Raw genomic sequence first — 17940 nt, 5'->3', positions numbered from 1 at the left:
GAAAGTTCATCATATATGGGTCAACTTTGGCATAGAATCCTTAAATAGTGGATAGATTGTTTTTGTGCCGAATCTATTTTAAATAGCACAAAAATTTGCTGGCGCGTAAGTGCAGCCAAATAAATATCAAACCATAAATAGCAAGGATTGGGAGAAAAAAGAATGCGCGATGCGGTAACAAGTTTAATTAAGAATTATGACTTAGCTGGTCGGTATTTTGACCGGAATGCGATCGATAGCCTGAAGTCTTACTTTGACAGTGGTACAGTCCGAGTCCAAGCGGCGGCGGCGATAAATTCTAATGCGGCTGCACTTGTCAAGCAGGCTGGTTTAAAGTTATATGAAGAACTGCCAGAATTGATCCGTCCCGGTGGAAATTCCTATACAACTCGTCGTTATGCGGCTTGCCTGCGCGATCTAGATTACTATTTGCGCTACGCCACCTATGCGCTGGTTGCTGGGAATACAAATGTATTGGATGAGCGTGTGCTGCAAGGACTGCGGGAAACTTACAATTCTTTAGGAGTGCCTATTGGGCCTACGGTTCGCGGTATCCAGATTCTCAAGGATCTGATTAAGGAGCAAGTAGCAGCAGCAGGTGTGGTTAATACTGCTTTTGTAGATGAACCATTCGATCACATCACGCGCGAGTTGAGCGAGATCGATATTTAGCATCTAGCTCTGGTGGCTAAAAATCGCGGAACTATACAAACAAAGTTCGCATAAGTGGAATTAACAATTATCGCACTTTGGCTTGACTGGCAAGGTGCGTTTACTTTTATTAATACAGTTTGAATCTTACCAGGAGAGTCTAGTTAATTGGCTAAACAGAGACTCGACACACTATTAGTAGAGCGAAATTTATGTTCTTCTCGCGCCTTAGCACAACGGTTAATTCAGGCGGGGGAAGTTACTGTTAATCAGCAGTTAGTTGATAAGCCTGGTACAGAAGTTGATATTGCAGCTCAAATAAAAATTAAAGAGCGATCGCCTTTTGTTTCTAGAGGCGGTGAAAAACTTTCCAAAGCTTTGTCAGTATTTGCGATTCCTGTAGTAGAGCGCATTTGTTTAGATGGTGGGATTTCTACTGGTGGTTTTACTGATTGTCTCTTGCAAGCTGGAGCTAAACAAGTTTACGGTATTGATGTTGGTTACGGACAAGTTGACTGGCGGTTGCGAAATGATTCGCGGGTGATTTTGCGGGAACGCACCAATTTACGGCAACTACGACCAGATGAGTTATATGGCGAAAATGACCCGATTCCTGATTTGGCAGTAGTTGATGTATCGTTTATTTCTTTAACTAAAATTCTGCCTGCTTTGTGGCAACTAACTCAAGCTAACCGAGAAGCTGTGTTGTTAGTCAAGCCACAGTTTGAAGTTGGCAGATCCCGTGTGGGTAAAAAAGGCGTTGTGCGAGATCCAAACGACCAAGCTGATGCTATTTTCCAGGTGTTGCAAACAGCCCATGAATTAGGATGGAAATACAAAGGCTTAACTTGGTCGCCGATTACTGGCCCGGCTGGGAATATCGAATATCTTTTGTGGTTGGGAATGGAAAGTGAAACACCATCACCTGATTTAGAGGCAATTAAGCAGATAACACAATCAGCAATAACTGATTTACGGAAAAGTTAAACGTCGTAGATTAGACATTCTACAGAAGCTGGATGGCGATCGCAGTAGTTTTCCAAAGAGGTTTTCTTTAATTTTGCTTGCTGTTGATCGGCTTTCTCAGCTTGCAATTCTTCCACAATGTCCCAAGCTACGGCACAACCCGCAGAATTACTACCATCTAGCTCACAAGTTGTCCGCGCTTCAGTAATGGCTTCAGTAATGGCTTCTTCAAGATTTGCCGCTCCAGCAGTTTCAAATGAGTTTAAGGTAGTTGTCATGATCCTTTCACCTTTAATTTATACAGATAGATATTAGGGGATAGGGAATAGTTTTATTTCCTATAGCCTGTTCCCTGTAACCTGTTCCCTTAATCTTGCATCCCAAATTCAGAATGTCAGTCAATTGTCAGAAGAGCTTGATAGAAGTTCATAAACACTTGTAAACGGTAACAAATACTTAATAAAACTTATTTATTATCAATACTTTATGCCTAGCTCTTGTCGCAAGCGATACAGAATTGTATTCCGATCGACTTGAGATAAAATTTCTTGAATGACGCTGCTAGCGCCCAACTGTCCCCAAGTGCAGCCTTTTTCGAGATAGAGTTGGGCGGCTTTGCCAACGGAATATGCACCATAGCCGGCGATACCAGCTTGAGCGATCGCACTGCCAGCAAAAGCAGTAATATTGCTCGGATTATCACCACTGGTTATTGCAGCCGTAGTTTTACTTAAGCCCAAAATAAAACTACTACCTAATTCCCCCAGTAGCAAGCCACCAGAACTAAATAAAATCGTTTTTAAAATTTTTCCGGCTTCATAGCTAGTCATCGGCAAACCATATAATCTAGCGAGGGCGCGAATTAAAGCTAAATCGGCAACAGTTCCGCCAAGGATATCTAAGAAAGCGATGGGATTGAGCATTACTGCCAAAGCTTTGTATTTGGTAAACTGCCAAATGATATTTTCAGCTTCTTTTTCGCGTAATTCGATAGTTTTTTGAGCGATGGCTGCTTCTGCATCCCGTGCTTGGATGAGGGCATTTAAAGCCAGAAGCGATCGCCCTTCCCGATTCAGAATATTCAGAATTGTCTCTTTGAGTTCGTCTACTTGGGGTAGTGGTGTCTCCCATTCATAGCTGACACGCCCATCAGGCCACTCAACCCGCACCTCCATTGCTGCTGGTTCCGCCGCCACCATCACAATTTCATCAGGTAGTAGAGGTTTCGCTTCGGGATGTCCAGCACCCAATTGTTGTAAATTTTGGTAAATCGCTCCCCGGTCTGTATCTGGATAAAGGTCTATTTTGTTAAATACTAAAATCAGGGGTTTTTGCGATCGCCTCAATTCCAGCAGTGCCTGATACTCAGTGCGCGTGATATCACCAGATACGACAAACAAAATCAAATCCGCCTGATGCACAACTTCTCGCGCCATAAGCGCCCGTGACTCGCCCTCAATTTCATCTAAGCCGGGGGTATCAATTAACTCTACTAGTACCTTACCTCCTGGCTGCCAACGCACTGAACGGGGCCATTGAGTGACACCATTTAAGGGCCCAGTTTGCAGAATTTTATCTCCCAGCAAAGCATTTAAAACTGCTGACTTTCCACGACTCACCAAACCAAAAGCAGCAATTCTGATAACATTAGAGTCCAGCTTGTTGAGTGTGGAATTCAAAGCTTCCAATTCTGGTTTGATCAAACCTGCCAATTCTGGGTTAGATGACAGCTGTCCTGATTTGCGAAGATATCCATACCAAGACAGCGCTTGTCTGAGACTGGCGCGGGCACGATTTAAATGAGTTTCTTGCAGATTACGCACGAAGTTAGGTTGATTCAAGGTTGGACAAACAACAGGCTACATATCCATTTTGATCTAATTCCAAGGTTGTTAGCCTGTTTTGTCAAATTAGGCAATTGTGCGATATCTATTTAGAACATGGGATTGTGTTCATTATCCCAACACTTGCGATCGCGCCAGTTTCTGCCGGTATGTTCGCACTCAGATGGATCGTCTATCCAAGGAATCGATGTAGAGTGGTGCGAGGTTCCAATTGAAGCGAAGAAGCTAGCAGTGAATAAGGGCAATAATAAGGATAAAGTTATTAATGTAAAAATGGGGAGAGCGATTAAATATCCAGTGAGTAGCACAATGTTAGTTTGAGTCCAAAAAACTGTGCCTAGTTTATTATTTTTTTGGCTAGTTTTTAAACTAGTTGTTGAATTTGAGAAAAGCATAATGCAACCCTATGAATACCAGTTTATATAGCAATCCCATTTGATTTGCCAAAGCAATGCTGACTGAAAGCTAGCCGGATCGGGTTTTAGCTATCAGTATATTTAGCATAAATCAAATAGGAATTCTATACGAGTACGGATTTTTACGTAAGAATATTATTGAAGCTATGTACTCTCATGTCAAAGGTGCAAGTGGCTACTTCTTAAAAATTTTAATCTTTGGGCGCTAAAAAATGTTTTTCGTGAAAATATGTTGAAGTTGTGGCAATCGTCCTTGCGTAAATTCTGGCAAATTTAGGGATGGTTTTTTTGCACTTTGAATGATATGAACTACCTACACTGACCTGATGGTACGGTGTAGGTAGTTCATATCATTTAAAACAAATCTAAATCTGTCACAGCACCAATACTACTAGAAGATACCAAAAAGGCATATTTCGCCAACACGCCTTTAGTGTAACGGGGGACGGGGGGTTGCCAGTTAGCACGACGACGGGCTAATTCTTCTTCAGATATATTCAACTGCAATAAACGAGCCGGTGCATCAATCGTAATACTATCGCCTTCTTCGACAAGAGCGATCGCACCACCAACTACTGCTTCTGGTGCAACATGACCAACCACCATACCGTAAGTACCGCCAGAAAAGCGCCCATCAGTAATTAATCCCACCGCATCACCTAAACCAGCCCCGATAATTGCCGAGGTGGGAGCCAACATTTCTCGCATTCCAGGGCCACCCTTGGGCCCTTCGTAGCGGATAACCAAAATATCACCAGCTTGAATTTTACCCGCCAAAATTGCATCTAAAGAAGCTTCTTCTGATTCAAATACCCGTGCTGGCCCGGTAATTACTGGTTTCTTCACCCCGGTAATTTTAGCGACAGCCCCTTCTGTTGCCAGATTCCCTCTGAGGATGGCTAAATGTCCTTGAGCATACATCGGGTTATTCCAAGTCCGAATCACATCTTGGCTGGTAGATGGTTCTTCGGGGATGTCTGCCAATATCTCTGCAATGGTTTCACCGCTAATGGTAAGGCTATCACCATGTAATAAGCCATGCACAAGTAGCATCTTCATTACTTGCGGAATGCCACCAGCCTTGTGCAAATCTGTCGCTACATATTTCCCACTTGGTTTTAAATCACACAAAACGGGAACACGGGCGCGGATTGTTTCAAAGTCATCCAGGGTTAACTCTACATTAGCGGCGCGGGCGATCGCTAAAAAATGCAATACTGCATTTGTGGAACCACCCACCGCCATAATTACAGAGATGGCATTCTCTATAGATTTGCGGGTGATAATTTGGCGGGGTAAGATTTGTTTGCGAATCGCTTCGACTAATACAAAGGCTGATTTTTCTGCGCTGTCAGCTTTTTCGGCATCTTCGGCTGCCATTGTCGAAGAATAGGGCAAACTCATTCCCATTGCTTCAAATGCTGAAGACATGGTGTTAGCCGTGAACATTCCCCCGCAGGAACCAGCACCAGGACAAGCGCGACTTTCGACTTCTAATAATTCCTTGTCGTCAATTTTTCCAGCACTGTATTGACCAACAGCTTCAAAAGAACTAACAACAGTTAAATCGCGTCCGTTGTAATGACCGGGTTTAATTGTGCCACCGTAAACGAATATAGCAGGGATATTCATCCGAGCGATCGCTAACATTGCCCCTGGCATATTTTTATCACAACCGCCAATGGCTAGCACACCATCCATACTTTGCCCAGTACAGGCGGTTTCAATGGAATCTGCAATCACTTCCCGCGATACTAGGGAATATTTCATCCCTTCTGTTCCCATTGAAATCCCATCGCTGATGGTTATTGTGCCAAACATTTGTGGCATCGCTCCGGCAGTTTTAATCCCAGCTTCGGCTCGTTGCGCCAGTTGATTGATCCCCATATTGCAGGGAGTGATGGTGCTGTAACCGTTGGCTATACCGACAATGGCTTTGTTGAAATCTTCATCTTTAAAACCAACTGCACGTAGCATAGCTCGATTTGGCGATCGCTGTACCCCTTGCGTCACTACTTGGCTTCTTAAGTTCTCCGACATCTTTTTCCTTCCCTGGCATCATCGCAACAATTGCGATTGGATTATCTGATTTTCTCATGCATACGCAGCGCGATGGAACATGAGTAATCATAAAGATGTGGAATATACCACCGTTGATTTTGAATTATCAAATAAAATACACTTATCTAAGCAATAACACCGCGCCTTTATTTGCTCCTCTGTGCCCTCTGCGTCTCTGCGGTTCGACTCCTAAATGGTTAGGTTATAACAATTCAATTAATGATTGCAACACATCCTTGGGTAAAGACGCGATTCATCGCGTCTCTACAAATAGTCTGTTTGTCGCACTCTTTTTTCAAATTGGTATTAACGCACTGTAACGCACCCTACCAATCACCTACTCGTCAATTTGACCAACGCGGCGGATATTTAAAATGTCGCTCATTTTCTTAATTTGCACGAACACTTGCTCTAGTTGAAAGCGATCGCGTATATCTATTCCTAAGTCCATCAATGCAGGTTGGCCAATAGCCGTTTTCACCTGGGCATGGCGGACATTGATCCCTTGGTCACTCAACCGTGACAAAATATCCTTTAGCACCCCAACACGGTCAAGGGCTTCAATTTGAACATCCACTGGATATGTGTGCGGACGACCGCTATTTTCTGCGCCTGGATTCCACCTAACTGGTACTAAGCGCTCATACTCCACAGTTTCTAGATTATGGCAGCCTTGGCGATGAATTGAAATCCCCCTACCTCGCGTCACCACACCAATAATCGGTTCGCCAGGAATCGGGGTACAACACCCAGCTAAATAGTATACCAACCCCTCTACACCAACAATTGGCGAGTCACTGGCGCGGGAAGTAGTTGGAGGTGCATCCCGCAAAGCCTTTGATGTTGGTTCTTTGGGAATAAAAGGCGATACTGTAGAAACTGGCTGTTGTCCCTTCGCCACTTCTCGCCAGCGATTTAGCACTAGGTTCAACGTAATTTCTCCGTAACCCAAACCAGCGAGTAAATCTTCTACGCTGTGGTAGTTACACTTTTCGCCAACAATTTGCATTGCGTCGGACTTTAGCAGACTATCAAAACCAGTTTTACCGAGTTCCTTTTCTAACAATTCCCGTCCACGGGCAACATTTTCTTCCCGGCGCGATCGCTTGTACCATTGTTTTATTCGATATTTCGCTGCCGAACTTCTGACAAAATTCAACCAATCTAAACTCGGATGGCAGTTCTTTTGGGTGAGAACTTCTACAATATCGCCATTTTGTAGCCGTGTTGATAGAGAAACCATTCGCCCATTCACCCGCGCCCCCGAACAGTGATTTCCCACTTCCGTATGAATGCGATAAGCAAAATCTACAGTGGTAGAACCGGGGCTTAAAGGTACAACATCCCCCTTAGGGGTGAAGACATAGACATCATCTTCAAATAGATTATCTTTGACGCTATCAAGATATTCTTGTGCATCCTTGAGATCGGTTTGCCATTCCAGCAGCTGCCGCAGCCAAGTAAATTTGTCATCTGTCGCTGTCAAATGGCTAATACTAGAACCCCCTGTTTCTTTGTACTTCCAATGGGCGGCAATCCCATACTCAGCGATATGATGCATTTCGATTGTCCGAATTTGCACTTCCAAAGGACGGCCAGTTAGTCCAATTACCCCAGTATGCAACGACTGGTAACGGTTAGGTTTAGGCAATCCAATGTAGTCCTTAAATCTCCCAGGAATTGGGCGAAACGCATCATGAACCACCGCCAACGCCCGATAGCATTCCTCATTAGTTTGAACAATAATCCGCAACGCAGCCAAATCATAGATTTCATGAAATTCTTTTTGCTGGCGGTGCATTTTTTGATAAATGCTATAAAGGTGCTTGGGACGACCGCTAATATCCTGAAAAGCGATTCCAGTTTGCTGCAAACGTTCCCGCAAAATATCTGTAGCCCTAGCCAGTTTCTCTTCTCGCGCCGTCCGTTTTTCGGAAACATGCTCTTGCATTTGGCGGTAAGCTTCCGGTTCCAAATACTTAAAAGCCAAATCTTCCAGTTCCCATTTAATTCGCCAAATCCCCAAGCGATTGGCTAAGGGTGCGAAAATATCTCGCGTTTCCTGGGCACTGCGGCGGCGACTAGCTTCTGACATATATTGTAAAGTTCGCATATTATGCAAACGATCTGCCAATTTCACCACAATTACCCGAATATCTTGCGCCATTGCCAAAAACATCCGCCGGAAGTTTTCGGCTTGACTTTCGGTTTTGCTGGTGAAATTGATTTTAGAAAGCTTAGTGACACCTTCAACCAATTGCCGTACTTCTGGGCCAAAGCGTTCTTCTATTTCTTCACTTGTAACTTCTGTATCTTCAACAACATCATGAAGAAATCCAGCTGCTATCATAGCAGCACTGCCTCCCAAGTCACGCAGCAAGTCAGCGACAGCGATGGGATGGGCAATGTATGCTTCTCCCGATTTCCGGTATTGACCTTGATGCAGTTGGTAAGCAAATTCAAATGCGCGACCAATTAAGACTGTATCATTATGCCTTCGGTCATCTTCCGCTTCGCCGTGACTTGTCGATGACTCCTTCAAACATTTTTTTAACCATTCTGGAATGGCTAGATCAATTGGTGAATTAATAGCTAGACTGCTCATACAATTGGGTTTGGATAGGATCGGTAGATTAAGTGAATGATAAATAAAACTGCCAGCATCAACTGAAGAAGATGCTGTCGCCCAGAGACGGGTAGAAAAAACAGTGTCAGAATGATTTTCCAATGGCTGTTGGTAATCATCCAGTTTGAGTTTCAAGGATCATAAACTTGAAAATGCATTGATGGCAAACAAAGCCTCAAACCATAATTTGAGGCTTTTAGTGCTGATAAATGTAAAAGAGAAGTTTATTGTAGAAGAAAAATTACTTGACATTAATACTATCTTAACTAGCACTGGATGTCTTTAAACCCTGAGAAATATTTGGCACTCGTAACCTTGCTAGAGCAATTACGCACGGATGCCACAACTACCCAAATCGCTGCACCCGAACTGCGACAGCGTGTAGCCTCGTTGCAGCAATTTTTCAGACAGCAAATTGTGCCTTTGGCTGATGAAAACTGGCGAGTCCAGTCTTATCAAACGGAAATGAGTAAACAATTGCGTTTGTTGGCAATAGATGTGATGTTTTTGCAAGGAGCGCGGCAAGCATCGACTGCACAAACGAGACTTCAAACGATTAGCGATCGCTTGACAACCCTCATTCAGTACTGTAATGCTATTCTGCAACCAGAAGCGGAAGGAGAAAAATAACAATTGTTCACCTTTTTCTCTAATTTCTCCATCATCTCATTTATGACCTATAATGGAAAGTTATTTTGCTAACAAGTTGGAATGGGGAATGGGGAATGGGGACTGGGAATTGGGAATGGGAAAGACTTTTTGCAAGTTATCACTCAAGTCCCCTTATCCCCTGCTTCTTCCCCAGTCCCCAATTCCCAGTCCCCAATTCCCTATGCCCCAATACCTTTGAGAAGAAGATTCATTGTGCGGCGCATATACGCTTCTACTGGCTCGATTATGGGTTTAAAAATAAGTGCATAGTAGAGTGACCCACTTAAAAGGTCGATAACTAGCTCAATATCCGCATCCTTGTGTATTTCGCCTCTAGATTTTGCCCGCTTAAGTACTTTAGACAAAGCTTCACGTCGGACTTTGGTATATTTTGTCCAGTAAACCTCGGCAAATTGAGGATTGCTAGATGCTGTACTAATTATCAAAGCGAGTGTCTGGCGACCAAGGGGACTATCTATTTTTTTAGCGGCATTATTAATCAAAATATCCATGTCTCCCCAAAAGCTGCCAGTATCGGGGATCGCTAAATCATCTCTGAAACTTTCTATCGCGTCTGCAACTAGTTCTTCTTTGGAAGTGTAACGCCGATAGATAGTCGTTTTCCCAACTCCAGCACGAGAAGCGATCGCTTCTATACTCATGCTCTGATATCCTACCTCTGCAAGCAAGTCTAAGGTCGCTTGCAGAATTGCTTGGTCGGCGTGGATGCTGCGCGGTCGTCCAGAAGGGCTGTTGATTTGGTTACTCATAAAAATCTCATCCCCAAGCGATATCTTCTTGGCAATTTGCTTCTACCTTTGGGTACAGAACAAGCATCTGGGAAACAAATAAGCCCTACAACCCAGTTTTCATGCACGAAAACAGCAGAAACTACCATCCATCTTTAGCATAAGTATTTTTGCTACTTCTCGTTGAAGTCTCCCTTGACCATTTTTATATGATACGCTACCGTAGCGTATATATACAATACTTAATTTTAGCTTCTGTGATGCCAAATAAATAGCCCAATCCAGGTATCGCATTGATACCAATTTTTCAAAATAAAGCTTTACCTAGCTTGCTTCTGGTCTTTAGCGAGTATTACGAATTACAAAATTAAAATGGCTACTAATATTAAACGTTCTAGTACCGATCAATTTGGTTATGTCCACGGGCCATTGAAGTGGGCGATCGCCTTTACTGCTTCATTAGGTGCAATTTTAGAAGTAATTGATACTAGTATTGTTAACGTCGCTCTCACCGACATTCAAGCAACTTTGGGTGCAACTGTAAGTGAAGTGGGTTGGGTAGTTAGCGGATATGCGATCGCTAACGTCGTCTTAATTCCCTTATCTGCATGGTTGGGAGATTACTTTGGGCGGAAAACCTACTTTATCTTCTCACTGATTGGTTTTACGATTTCGTCTGTTTTATGTGGGCTATCCTTCAATCTCCCAATGTTGATCGCCGCCCGGATTCTCCAAGGTTTATGCGGTGGCGGATTGCTAGCGAAAGCCCAGGCGATTTTGTTCGAGACTTTTCCCCCAGCCGAACAAGGTTTAGCTCAAGCAGTTTTTGGTGTAGGTGTGATTGCTGGCCCGGCAATTGGCCCAACACTAGGAGGATTCTTAGTAGATGGTTTAGGCTGGCGCTGGATTTTCTTTGTCAACATTCCCTTTGGGATCGTGGCAGTAGCCATGTCTTTGGCATTTTTGCCCAAGAATAAGGACAAAGGCGATACCCAAAACCAAGCTGTTGATTGGTGGGGAATCGGGTTTTTAATCGTCGCTGTGGGCAGCTTACAAACTGTATTAGAACAAGGGGAGCAAGATGACTGGTTTTCCTCTAGTTTCATCATCACTCTGACCATTCTGGGCATTGTTGGCTTGGGGTTGTTTATTTGGCGAGAACTGAAAATAGCTCACCCTGCCGTGGATTTGAGAGTTTTGCATCACCGTTCTCTAGCTGCGGGAAGCGTTCTCTCAGCAGTGGTGGGTATGGGGCTTTATGGCGCACTCTTTGCTGTACCGATATTTGCTCAGAGTGTGCTGCAATTTACGGCAACACAGACAGGACTATTATTAGCACCTGGGGCTTTAGCATCTGCGATCGGGATGGTTTTATTAGGCAAACTGACTAGTATAGTTGATGCCCGATTTCTAATTGCGATCGGTGCTGTCGGCTCATCTGGAGTCATGTTTCAACTAGCAGCAATTACCCCACAAACGGGTATAGATGATTTATTTTGGCCATTGGTATGGCGCGGAGCCTTTACTGTGTTTATGTTTCTCCCTTTAAGTTTGGCAGTTTTAGGCCCACTACCCAAAAAAGATGTTTCTGCTGGTTCTGGTTTCTATAACCTGACTCGACAACTAGGTGGCAGTATCGGCATTGCCTTACTTACTACTCTGCTCGATCGACGACAGACTTTTCATCGAGATATCTTGTTATCAAAACTTAGTCCTTACGATCCAGAAACCAATCAGCGCCTCGATTTCCTGAATGGGGCACTGCAAAATCAAGGTATGGATGCGACAACGGCTCAACAACAAGCACTAGCTTTATTAAGTCAAACTGTAGATACTCAAGCTGCTGTTTTATCTTATGCAGATTGCTTTCGAGTCGTAGGGATCGGGTTCCTTTGCTCATTACCTTTGTTACTATTCCTGGGCAAAGGTGGTGCAGGAGTAAAAGCGCCAGTCGGTCACTAGGGGTTTATCGCATTAATTTTGATGAGTTCGTAGTAAGCACTACCCTGTGCGAACATTGCTTAAAAATCCAGGACTAAAGTCCTGACTACGAACTTGTTCACCTTATATAAAACTAAGGTTTATAGCGATCGCATCCCAATTTTAAATTCTCTGATTGTAAAACTACGTAATAACACGTGTTAAAAATTATTCTCTACATATTTATCTGGATAAAAAAGTAAAAGTCCCACTCAGTTTTGACCAGGACTATGTGAAGTTTTATTACTAAAATTATAAATCTCGATCTTAGAAAAAGTTCATTATTGTAATAATACTAACGCTGGTCAACATTATTAAAGCGCCCATAGTTATTGATTGTCCTAAAGAATTGGGCAATTTTGAATTCTTCATTTCAGTAAAATCCTTTTTGTTAATAGTTCCTTAACCATATCAAAATCAGTATAAATATCTATAAAAGCTCTGTAAAACTTAAAATTCCGTAAAATTTCTTAGTAAATAATTTATTTATTGCTCGTGTATTCGTTTTGACTAAATAAAAATAGGACAACGCCCTCATCAGCACTGAAAACTCGGAACTGTTTTCCCCATTCCCCATTTCCAAAATGTAGTAATTTCCGAACAAAATAATTACCTTATCTCCGAGCGGGATACGCGCCTTTATGGGTTAAAATAAATCTTAATCAAGGTAAAAATATTTGAACAGAAGATTATCATGACAGTCTCCACGGCATCTAGAAACCAAACGATCGCTTTTGACTTAGAAAAATTAAATGAGCAATTTGAAACTGCCACTCCCAAAGAAATACTGGCATGGTCTATAGAGAATATCCCAACGGGATTGGTGCAAACAAGCGCCTTTAACGTGGATGACATGATAATTACCCATATTCTTTACAGCGAACTGAAGCATCCCGTTCCTGTAATTTTTCTCGACACCTTGCACCACTTCCCTGAAAGCCTAGAGTTAGTAGCCAAAGCCAAAGAAATTTACAACCTGGATTTGCAAACTTTCAAAACTCCAGACGTAGATACCCGCGAAGCCTTTGAAGCTAAATATAGCGACAAACTCTGGGACAAGGATATTGCAAAATTCCACCACATTACAAAAATTGAACCACTACTACGGGGTCTAGACGAACTCAACAGCGTCGCTTGGATCACCGGTCGCCGCCGTGACCAAGCAGTCACCCGTGCTAATATGCCCATATTTGAATTAGACGGTAAAGGTCGGCTAAAAGTAAATCCTATAGCCACTTGGACACGCCAAGACAGCTGGGTTTACGTGGCTGAACACGGAGTCATCTACAACCCACTCCACGACAAAGGTTATCCCAGCATAGGCGACGAACCCATCACCACCAGAGTAGGTGAAGGCGAAGACGAACGCGCCGGACGTTGGCGGGGAAGTGATAAAACAGAATGCGGAATCCATATTTAAGGGGAAGTAGGGAGTAGGGAGTGGGGAGTGGGGAGTGGGGAATAGAAGAAAAGAAAAATTTCCCCCGACCTTCCTTACTCTGCGCCTCTGCGGTTAGATAAGCTAATGAGCATTTAAGTTGCATAACACCAGGGCTGAAGCCCTTACTACAAGCGAATCAGTCTGGAAAAATGAATGACGATTAGCTTAATAACAGTGTTACACAACAAATTTAGAGGCTAGTTTATTGACCATTTTGCTGGAAAAGCTGCTCTAGAGAAGCTAATTCAGCTTCTCTAGCTGCGTCAACCTCTGGCAAAGGTCGCTGCATAATTGAGTGAAGCGATCGCTTTTGCACTTTTACAGCCTGTAAGCCTAACTCCCGTAAGAAATCCTCAATTTTTAGCACCATTTGTTTGCGGTCAGCTTTTGTAACATCGGGACTTTGGTAAATTGAAGCCTTAATAGTAGGCAAAAATATTGTTTTAACTACTTCATATTTCCCATCAAGCACAGTCTCTTGGGCTTTATTAACCAGTTCTTTGATAGTGCTTAATGACTCCCAATCTTGCTGTTTACGCTTTTCTATACGAAACAGCATATAGCTGTAGCCTTCTAGGGGTTTACCATCACGCTCAAAAGTTTTTGTTGTTCCAGGTGAACCAAAACAAAGGCTATCATTGACAATACAAAGGTTATCGCTGTTTATCTTGTTATCCTGCGCCAAAATTGCGGCAAAATAACCTGCTTTCAAGGAATTGCTACCACCTCCATCAGCTTCAGAAAATGTTTGTTGGTAGCCTAGTTCTAACCGACGCTCACCAATATCGAGTAAATCTTCAATACCTCGATATATTGGTTCTGCTAGCTTTATAACACTTGAGAGTTCCGGCACAGGTAGCAATTCAGAAAATCTGCCCATCGTCTTAATAAATTTACCGATAGAGTCATTATTCGCTATGCTAAATAAGCCTGCTTGTAACTCGACTAATCCATCATTGAAGGGAAATAAGGATGTGAGAGGATAGTTGCATTGAATGACTTTATCCAGATTATCTGCTATTGATTTTTCTAATTGTCCAGGTGCAGCTAAATAAGGAATTATTACAGATTTCCCACCGTGATTGAAGTGAACAGCAGCATGAACCAGCGGATATCTTTGCTTGAACCATTCTACATCTTTAGCCAAGCGCATCTCCACTAACCAAATACGACAATAGGCTTCACCTGCAATAATGGGTTTTTCATCGTAGTCTACATCAACTCGATGTTTCGGTAGAGAAAGTGTCTTATATTTTGGAGCCTCACGGCTGAAAGTTTCAGATAAACTCTGGAAAAAGCTCATGAAATTATTCCTCTGCTACATCAACCTAAATGCGGTGAAATCTGATTCCAAATAGCACGAATGGGAATGCCTCCCGTTGAACCTGGAGTCACGGTACGTCCTATACCGGGATTTCCTTGATGAATTGCAATCAATTCCCATTGACGATTAAAAATTGGTGCGCCAGAGGAACCGTTATCAGTTTTCACATTATGATCAATGTAATCTTCTCCTACTTGCGTAATTTGTCCAAAGTCGGAAATTATCACCGGGTTTCCTTGTGGATGATGAATAATGCGAATATCTTGACCGCTATCTAATATAGATGTTTCATTAATAAAAATAGCTTTTTGTTGCTCAGGATTATCTTTTATTTTGACTAAAGCGTAGTCAGGGCGATTATTATAGCTGACAAAAGTCATATCTAGTTCAAATAAATCATTGTCTAACTGACTGCTGTCAGCATTGTAGTTAAAACGTATCCAAGCTTGTCTAACTTGAGTTTTGTTGAAAATGTGATTGCAGGTTAGTAATAGATTTTTACCTACCAATACTCCTGTAGCAATACCCATTCCTTTAGGTGATTCGATTCTGCAAACAGTGTTACGAGCCTTTAAAGCGTTGAGATTTTCCCAACCTCGTTCAGCTAATTTAGTGAATAATTTTATATCTTGGTCTTCAATCTCATAACTTTCTTTTCGATTTAGTAGATACTGTAATAATTTCACTATTGGGTGATGATCTATTCGCTGATTAGAGACTTTATAATCTTTAAACTTTGCTACTACTCTGTTACTGAATTCTACAGGATTACTAATAAAAATTAGAGGTCTAATAAACGAATCTTCAACACCAGATGAGCTAAATATACTTCTCCAACTAATTGCATTATCAAACCTTGTAGCAAAGAATTTTTCTAAACTATTCTCTAAACATACAACATCATTTTGATCTAAAAATATTTCCGGCTTCATGACGTTTTCATTTGTCCAACTTAAACTATAATTTGCAGTTGCAAATAACGGATTTTCAAAAGATTGAGTTACTCCAATAGATAATGAATTATTAATCTGTTTTAATGCTTCTGGCTGGTGGTAATTTTCTGAATTATGAGTATATTTTTCCTGTGTATCGCTAAATTCCATATTTAGTATCGCAGTACTCTCAGACTTAACAGATGTCTGCTGTTTGAAGCGATGCTGCAAATCTTGAATAAACTCTTCAGTAGAAGTTGATTTGAGACGATATTTATTCAAGGCTCTATCAATTGGTTTGAGAATATTTTCATAGAGATCATCGATATATTTCTCTCGTATATTATATGACTTATCTAGATTGAATGACCAGTAATAATACCATTGCCAAAGTGACCTAAAATTATTGGAGTGTGGAATAGGCATACCTATTGTTTGAAGGATACTTATTTGTAATATCAACTCTCGATAGAGTTTTCTATAATCCTCATCTTCAGATTTAATTAAATCATCAGTACGTCCCTGAATAGCAACCGAAATCATGATTCCCTTCAACTTTTTAATTTTTGCTACCAGGTTTTCAAATTGTGAGACTTGCCATTCGTCAACTAACTGTTGCTGAGATTTACCTGTAACATGATGTTGAAATACAACAATATCAGTTTGATTTAAAGTGGTAGTGTATAGGTCATGAACATATCCTGCTTTAGATGCATATCCCTTTTCTAAAGATGACCAACAATCGCGCCAATCCGAAAGAGATTGAAAAGGATTATAATTTTCGATTAGAACCCCTTCTTCTTCAAGAAATTCAATTATGTATATAATATCTTTGTAAAGTTTTGTATAGGTTTTCTCTTTCTCTTTAATGGGATTACGATATGCATCAGTCGCAACCGCAATCATAATTGATTGCAACTGTTGAATTTTGGTTAACAGTTCTTCAATTTGTGTTATTACCATAGACAATTTCGGTCTTCTTTAAATTCATATTTGCAACAGTACATTAGCAATTTTATTTATTTTTGATTGCAGAGGTTTTGTATATGCTCTATGAGCCGATTAATTTGGCTGTCCCTGTTGCGATCCCACTCACAAGACCAAATTCTGTAAATGCGCCAGCCTAATTTTTCTAAGACTTCTTGGCGGAGGCGATCGCGATCGCGTGCTGTAGGATATTCACTATAAGTTCTGCCATCACACACAATCCCTAGAAGAGACTCTTCTGTTTCCGCCTGGGAATTATCTATCACAACTAAGTCGATTGGGTAAGCTGAACGACCTACCCGTTTCTTAACTGCGTATCCCCTGTCTGTTAAAACCTGATATATATCTTCTTCAAAAGGTAAGTCTAAGTGAGACAAGTCATCATCACTCTTTTCATCTAGTTTTTGACCGCCACTTTGAACGTATGCAAAATACTTCTTAATCAATGCAGCTTGTGGACTGACTCCGGCGCTAATATTCACGTCTTTAATCGAAGCGACTAATACAAACTTGCATCTAGCGCGAGTTATTGCAACATTTAATCTTCGTTTCCCTAAATCTTGCTGTTTTTTACTGAAGTAACCAAAGCTGTGATTTAACTTACCTGGATTTTTGTTATCAAAACCAAAGCCAAAGCTTAGGAAAATCACATCTCGCTCATCACCTTGAACATCATCGATTGGTTTAACAAAGAACTTATCCGAGTTCTCTTGACAAAATTCCTCTATCTCAGGATGTTTAATACTTATTTGTTTGAGTTGTTCCCAGATGGCTTTTGCTTGTTGTTTACTTGAGGTAATAATACCCAAAGATTGCTGAGTGTGTTGTTTAAAATGCTGGACTGTCAGCTTTGCAATTTCCTCTGCTTCACGGATATTGTCTCCACGACCACCACGGTCATATATTCCCCCTTCAACCGGATGGAAATGTACGCCTCTGCTGGCATCTTTTACAGGGTTGGGGAAAGAAATAAGTTTTGAATTGTAAAACTCTTGGTTTGAGAAGGCAATTAGGCTTTCGTCTTGGCTGCGATAATGCCAACTTAAAGTACGAGGTATCATAATTGATAAATTAGAACACTCATCAAGTAAATTTTCATAAAATTCTTGCTCTTCATCGTCGCTATCATCGGAGGCTGCACTTTCAAAATAAGAGGTTGGCGGTAGCTGCTGGTTATCGCCAACAAGGGAGCATCCCATTTTTGCAGAAATACTGATTCATGAGTGTAGTATGGGGAGAACACAATACTGACTTAAACCATAGGCATGACCCCCGAAGAAAAAGAACGGTTACAAGCAGCAGTAAAAGAAAT

At 41.7% G+C, this 17940-nt stretch carries 14 protein-coding genes; 5 read left to right on the top strand and 9 right to left on the bottom strand.

The window, feature by feature from the left end; all coding sequences use genetic code 11:
* Window positions 1-162: 162 nt before the first annotated feature.
* Both apcB and CDG79_RS07740 read left to right on the top strand, forming a co-directional pair.
* Window positions 163-672, top strand: coding sequence for an allophycocyanin subunit beta (gene apcB, locus CDG79_RS07745; protein ID WP_069071277.1), 510 nt, complete (start codon window positions 163-165; stop codon window positions 670-672).
* Between the two features lie 147 nt (window positions 673-819).
* Window positions 820-1638: a TlyA family RNA methyltransferase gene (locus CDG79_RS07740; protein ID WP_094341626.1), complete on the top strand. Its 819-nt coding sequence runs from the start codon at window positions 820-822 to the stop codon at window positions 1636-1638.
* Here the strand turns inward: CDG79_RS07740 and CDG79_RS07735 are convergent.
* From CDG79_RS07735 to CDG79_RS07715, 5 genes are all read right to left on the bottom strand, one after another.
* Window positions 1635-1895: a Calvin cycle protein CP12 gene (locus CDG79_RS07735; RefSeq protein ID WP_094341625.1), complete on the bottom strand. Its 261-nt coding sequence runs from the start codon at window positions 1893-1895 to the stop codon at window positions 1635-1637. The two genes, CDG79_RS07740 and CDG79_RS07735, sit on opposite strands and share 4 nt — an antisense overlap.
* Window positions 1896-2093: 198 nt before the next feature.
* Window positions 2094-3440, bottom strand: a complete 1347-nt coding sequence (locus CDG79_RS07730) for a GTP-binding protein (RefSeq protein ID WP_094341676.1) — start codon at window positions 3438-3440, stop codon at window positions 2094-2096.
* A gap of 110 nt (window positions 3441-3550) precedes the next feature.
* Entirely contained in the window at window positions 3551-3856 is a 306-nt protein-coding gene (locus tag CDG79_RS07725) for a hypothetical protein (protein WP_094327986.1), read from the bottom strand.
* A gap of 375 nt (window positions 3857-4231) precedes the next feature.
* Window positions 4232-5917 (bottom strand): dihydroxy-acid dehydratase, encoded by a 1686-nt coding sequence (ilvD, locus tag CDG79_RS07720; protein WP_094341624.1) that lies wholly within the window; start codon window positions 5915-5917, stop codon window positions 4232-4234.
* Window positions 5918-6275: 358 nt separating this feature from the next.
* A complete protein-coding gene (locus tag CDG79_RS07715) occupies window positions 6276-8543 on the bottom strand; it encodes a RelA/SpoT family protein (protein ID WP_094341675.1) in 2268 nt (755 codons plus the stop codon).
* Between the two features lie 297 nt (window positions 8544-8840).
* Here CDG79_RS07715 and patD point away from each other — a divergent pair, with 297 nt between their 5' ends.
* Window positions 8841-9194 carry a heterocyst frequency control protein PatD gene (gene patD / locus CDG79_RS07710; RefSeq protein WP_094341623.1) on the top strand — a complete coding sequence of 118 codons (354 nt, stop codon included), beginning with the start codon at window positions 8841-8843 and terminating at the stop codon, window positions 9192-9194.
* A gap of 200 nt (window positions 9195-9394) precedes the next feature.
* Here the strand turns inward: patD and CDG79_RS07705 are convergent, their stop codons facing one another.
* A complete protein-coding gene (locus CDG79_RS07705) occupies window positions 9395-9985 on the bottom strand; it encodes a TetR/AcrR family transcriptional regulator (protein WP_094341622.1) in 591 nt (196 codons plus the stop codon).
* Between the two features lie 351 nt (window positions 9986-10336).
* Between CDG79_RS07705 and CDG79_RS07700 the strand changes: the two genes are divergently transcribed.
* Together CDG79_RS07700 and cysH are read left to right on the top strand one after the other, a co-directional pair.
* Entirely contained in the window at window positions 10337-11926 is a 1590-nt protein-coding gene (locus tag CDG79_RS07700; protein ID WP_094341621.1) for a DHA2 family efflux MFS transporter permease subunit, read from the top strand.
* A gap of 712 nt (window positions 11927-12638) precedes the next feature.
* Window positions 12639-13364 (top strand): phosphoadenosine phosphosulfate reductase, encoded by a 726-nt coding sequence (gene cysH / locus CDG79_RS07695; protein ID WP_094341620.1) that lies wholly within the window; start codon window positions 12639-12641, stop codon window positions 13362-13364.
* Between the two features lie 223 nt (window positions 13365-13587).
* On the opposite strand, the gene CDG79_RS07690 is transcribed toward cysH, so the two are convergent.
* From CDG79_RS07690 to CDG79_RS07680, 3 genes are read right to left on the bottom strand one after another with little or no spacing between them, the layout of a single operon-like run.
* The gene (locus CDG79_RS07690) at window positions 13588-14688 is read right to left on the bottom strand and encodes a hypothetical protein (RefSeq protein WP_094341619.1); all 1101 of its coding nucleotides are present in this window, start codon (window positions 14686-14688) and stop codon (window positions 13588-13590) included.
* Window positions 14689-14708: 20 nt separating this feature from the next.
* Window positions 14709-16604, bottom strand: a complete 1896-nt coding sequence (locus CDG79_RS43500) for a trypsin-like peptidase domain-containing protein (protein WP_223278050.1) — start codon at window positions 16602-16604, stop codon at window positions 14709-14711.
* Between the two features lie 56 nt (window positions 16605-16660).
* Window positions 16661-17827: an AAA domain-containing protein gene (locus tag CDG79_RS07680; RefSeq protein ID WP_094341618.1), complete on the bottom strand. Its 1167-nt coding sequence runs from the start codon at window positions 17825-17827 to the stop codon at window positions 16661-16663.
* Window positions 17828-17940: the final 113 nt, after the last annotated feature.

Origin of the sequence: Nostoc sp. 'Peltigera membranacea cyanobiont' 232, from assembly GCF_002245985.1 — a bacterium.
Taxonomy (GTDB): domain Bacteria; phylum Cyanobacteriota; class Cyanobacteriia; order Cyanobacteriales; family Nostocaceae; genus Nostoc.
Note: the sequence above shows the minus strand (reverse complement) of the source record. Positions and strands in the feature narration are given on the sequence as shown.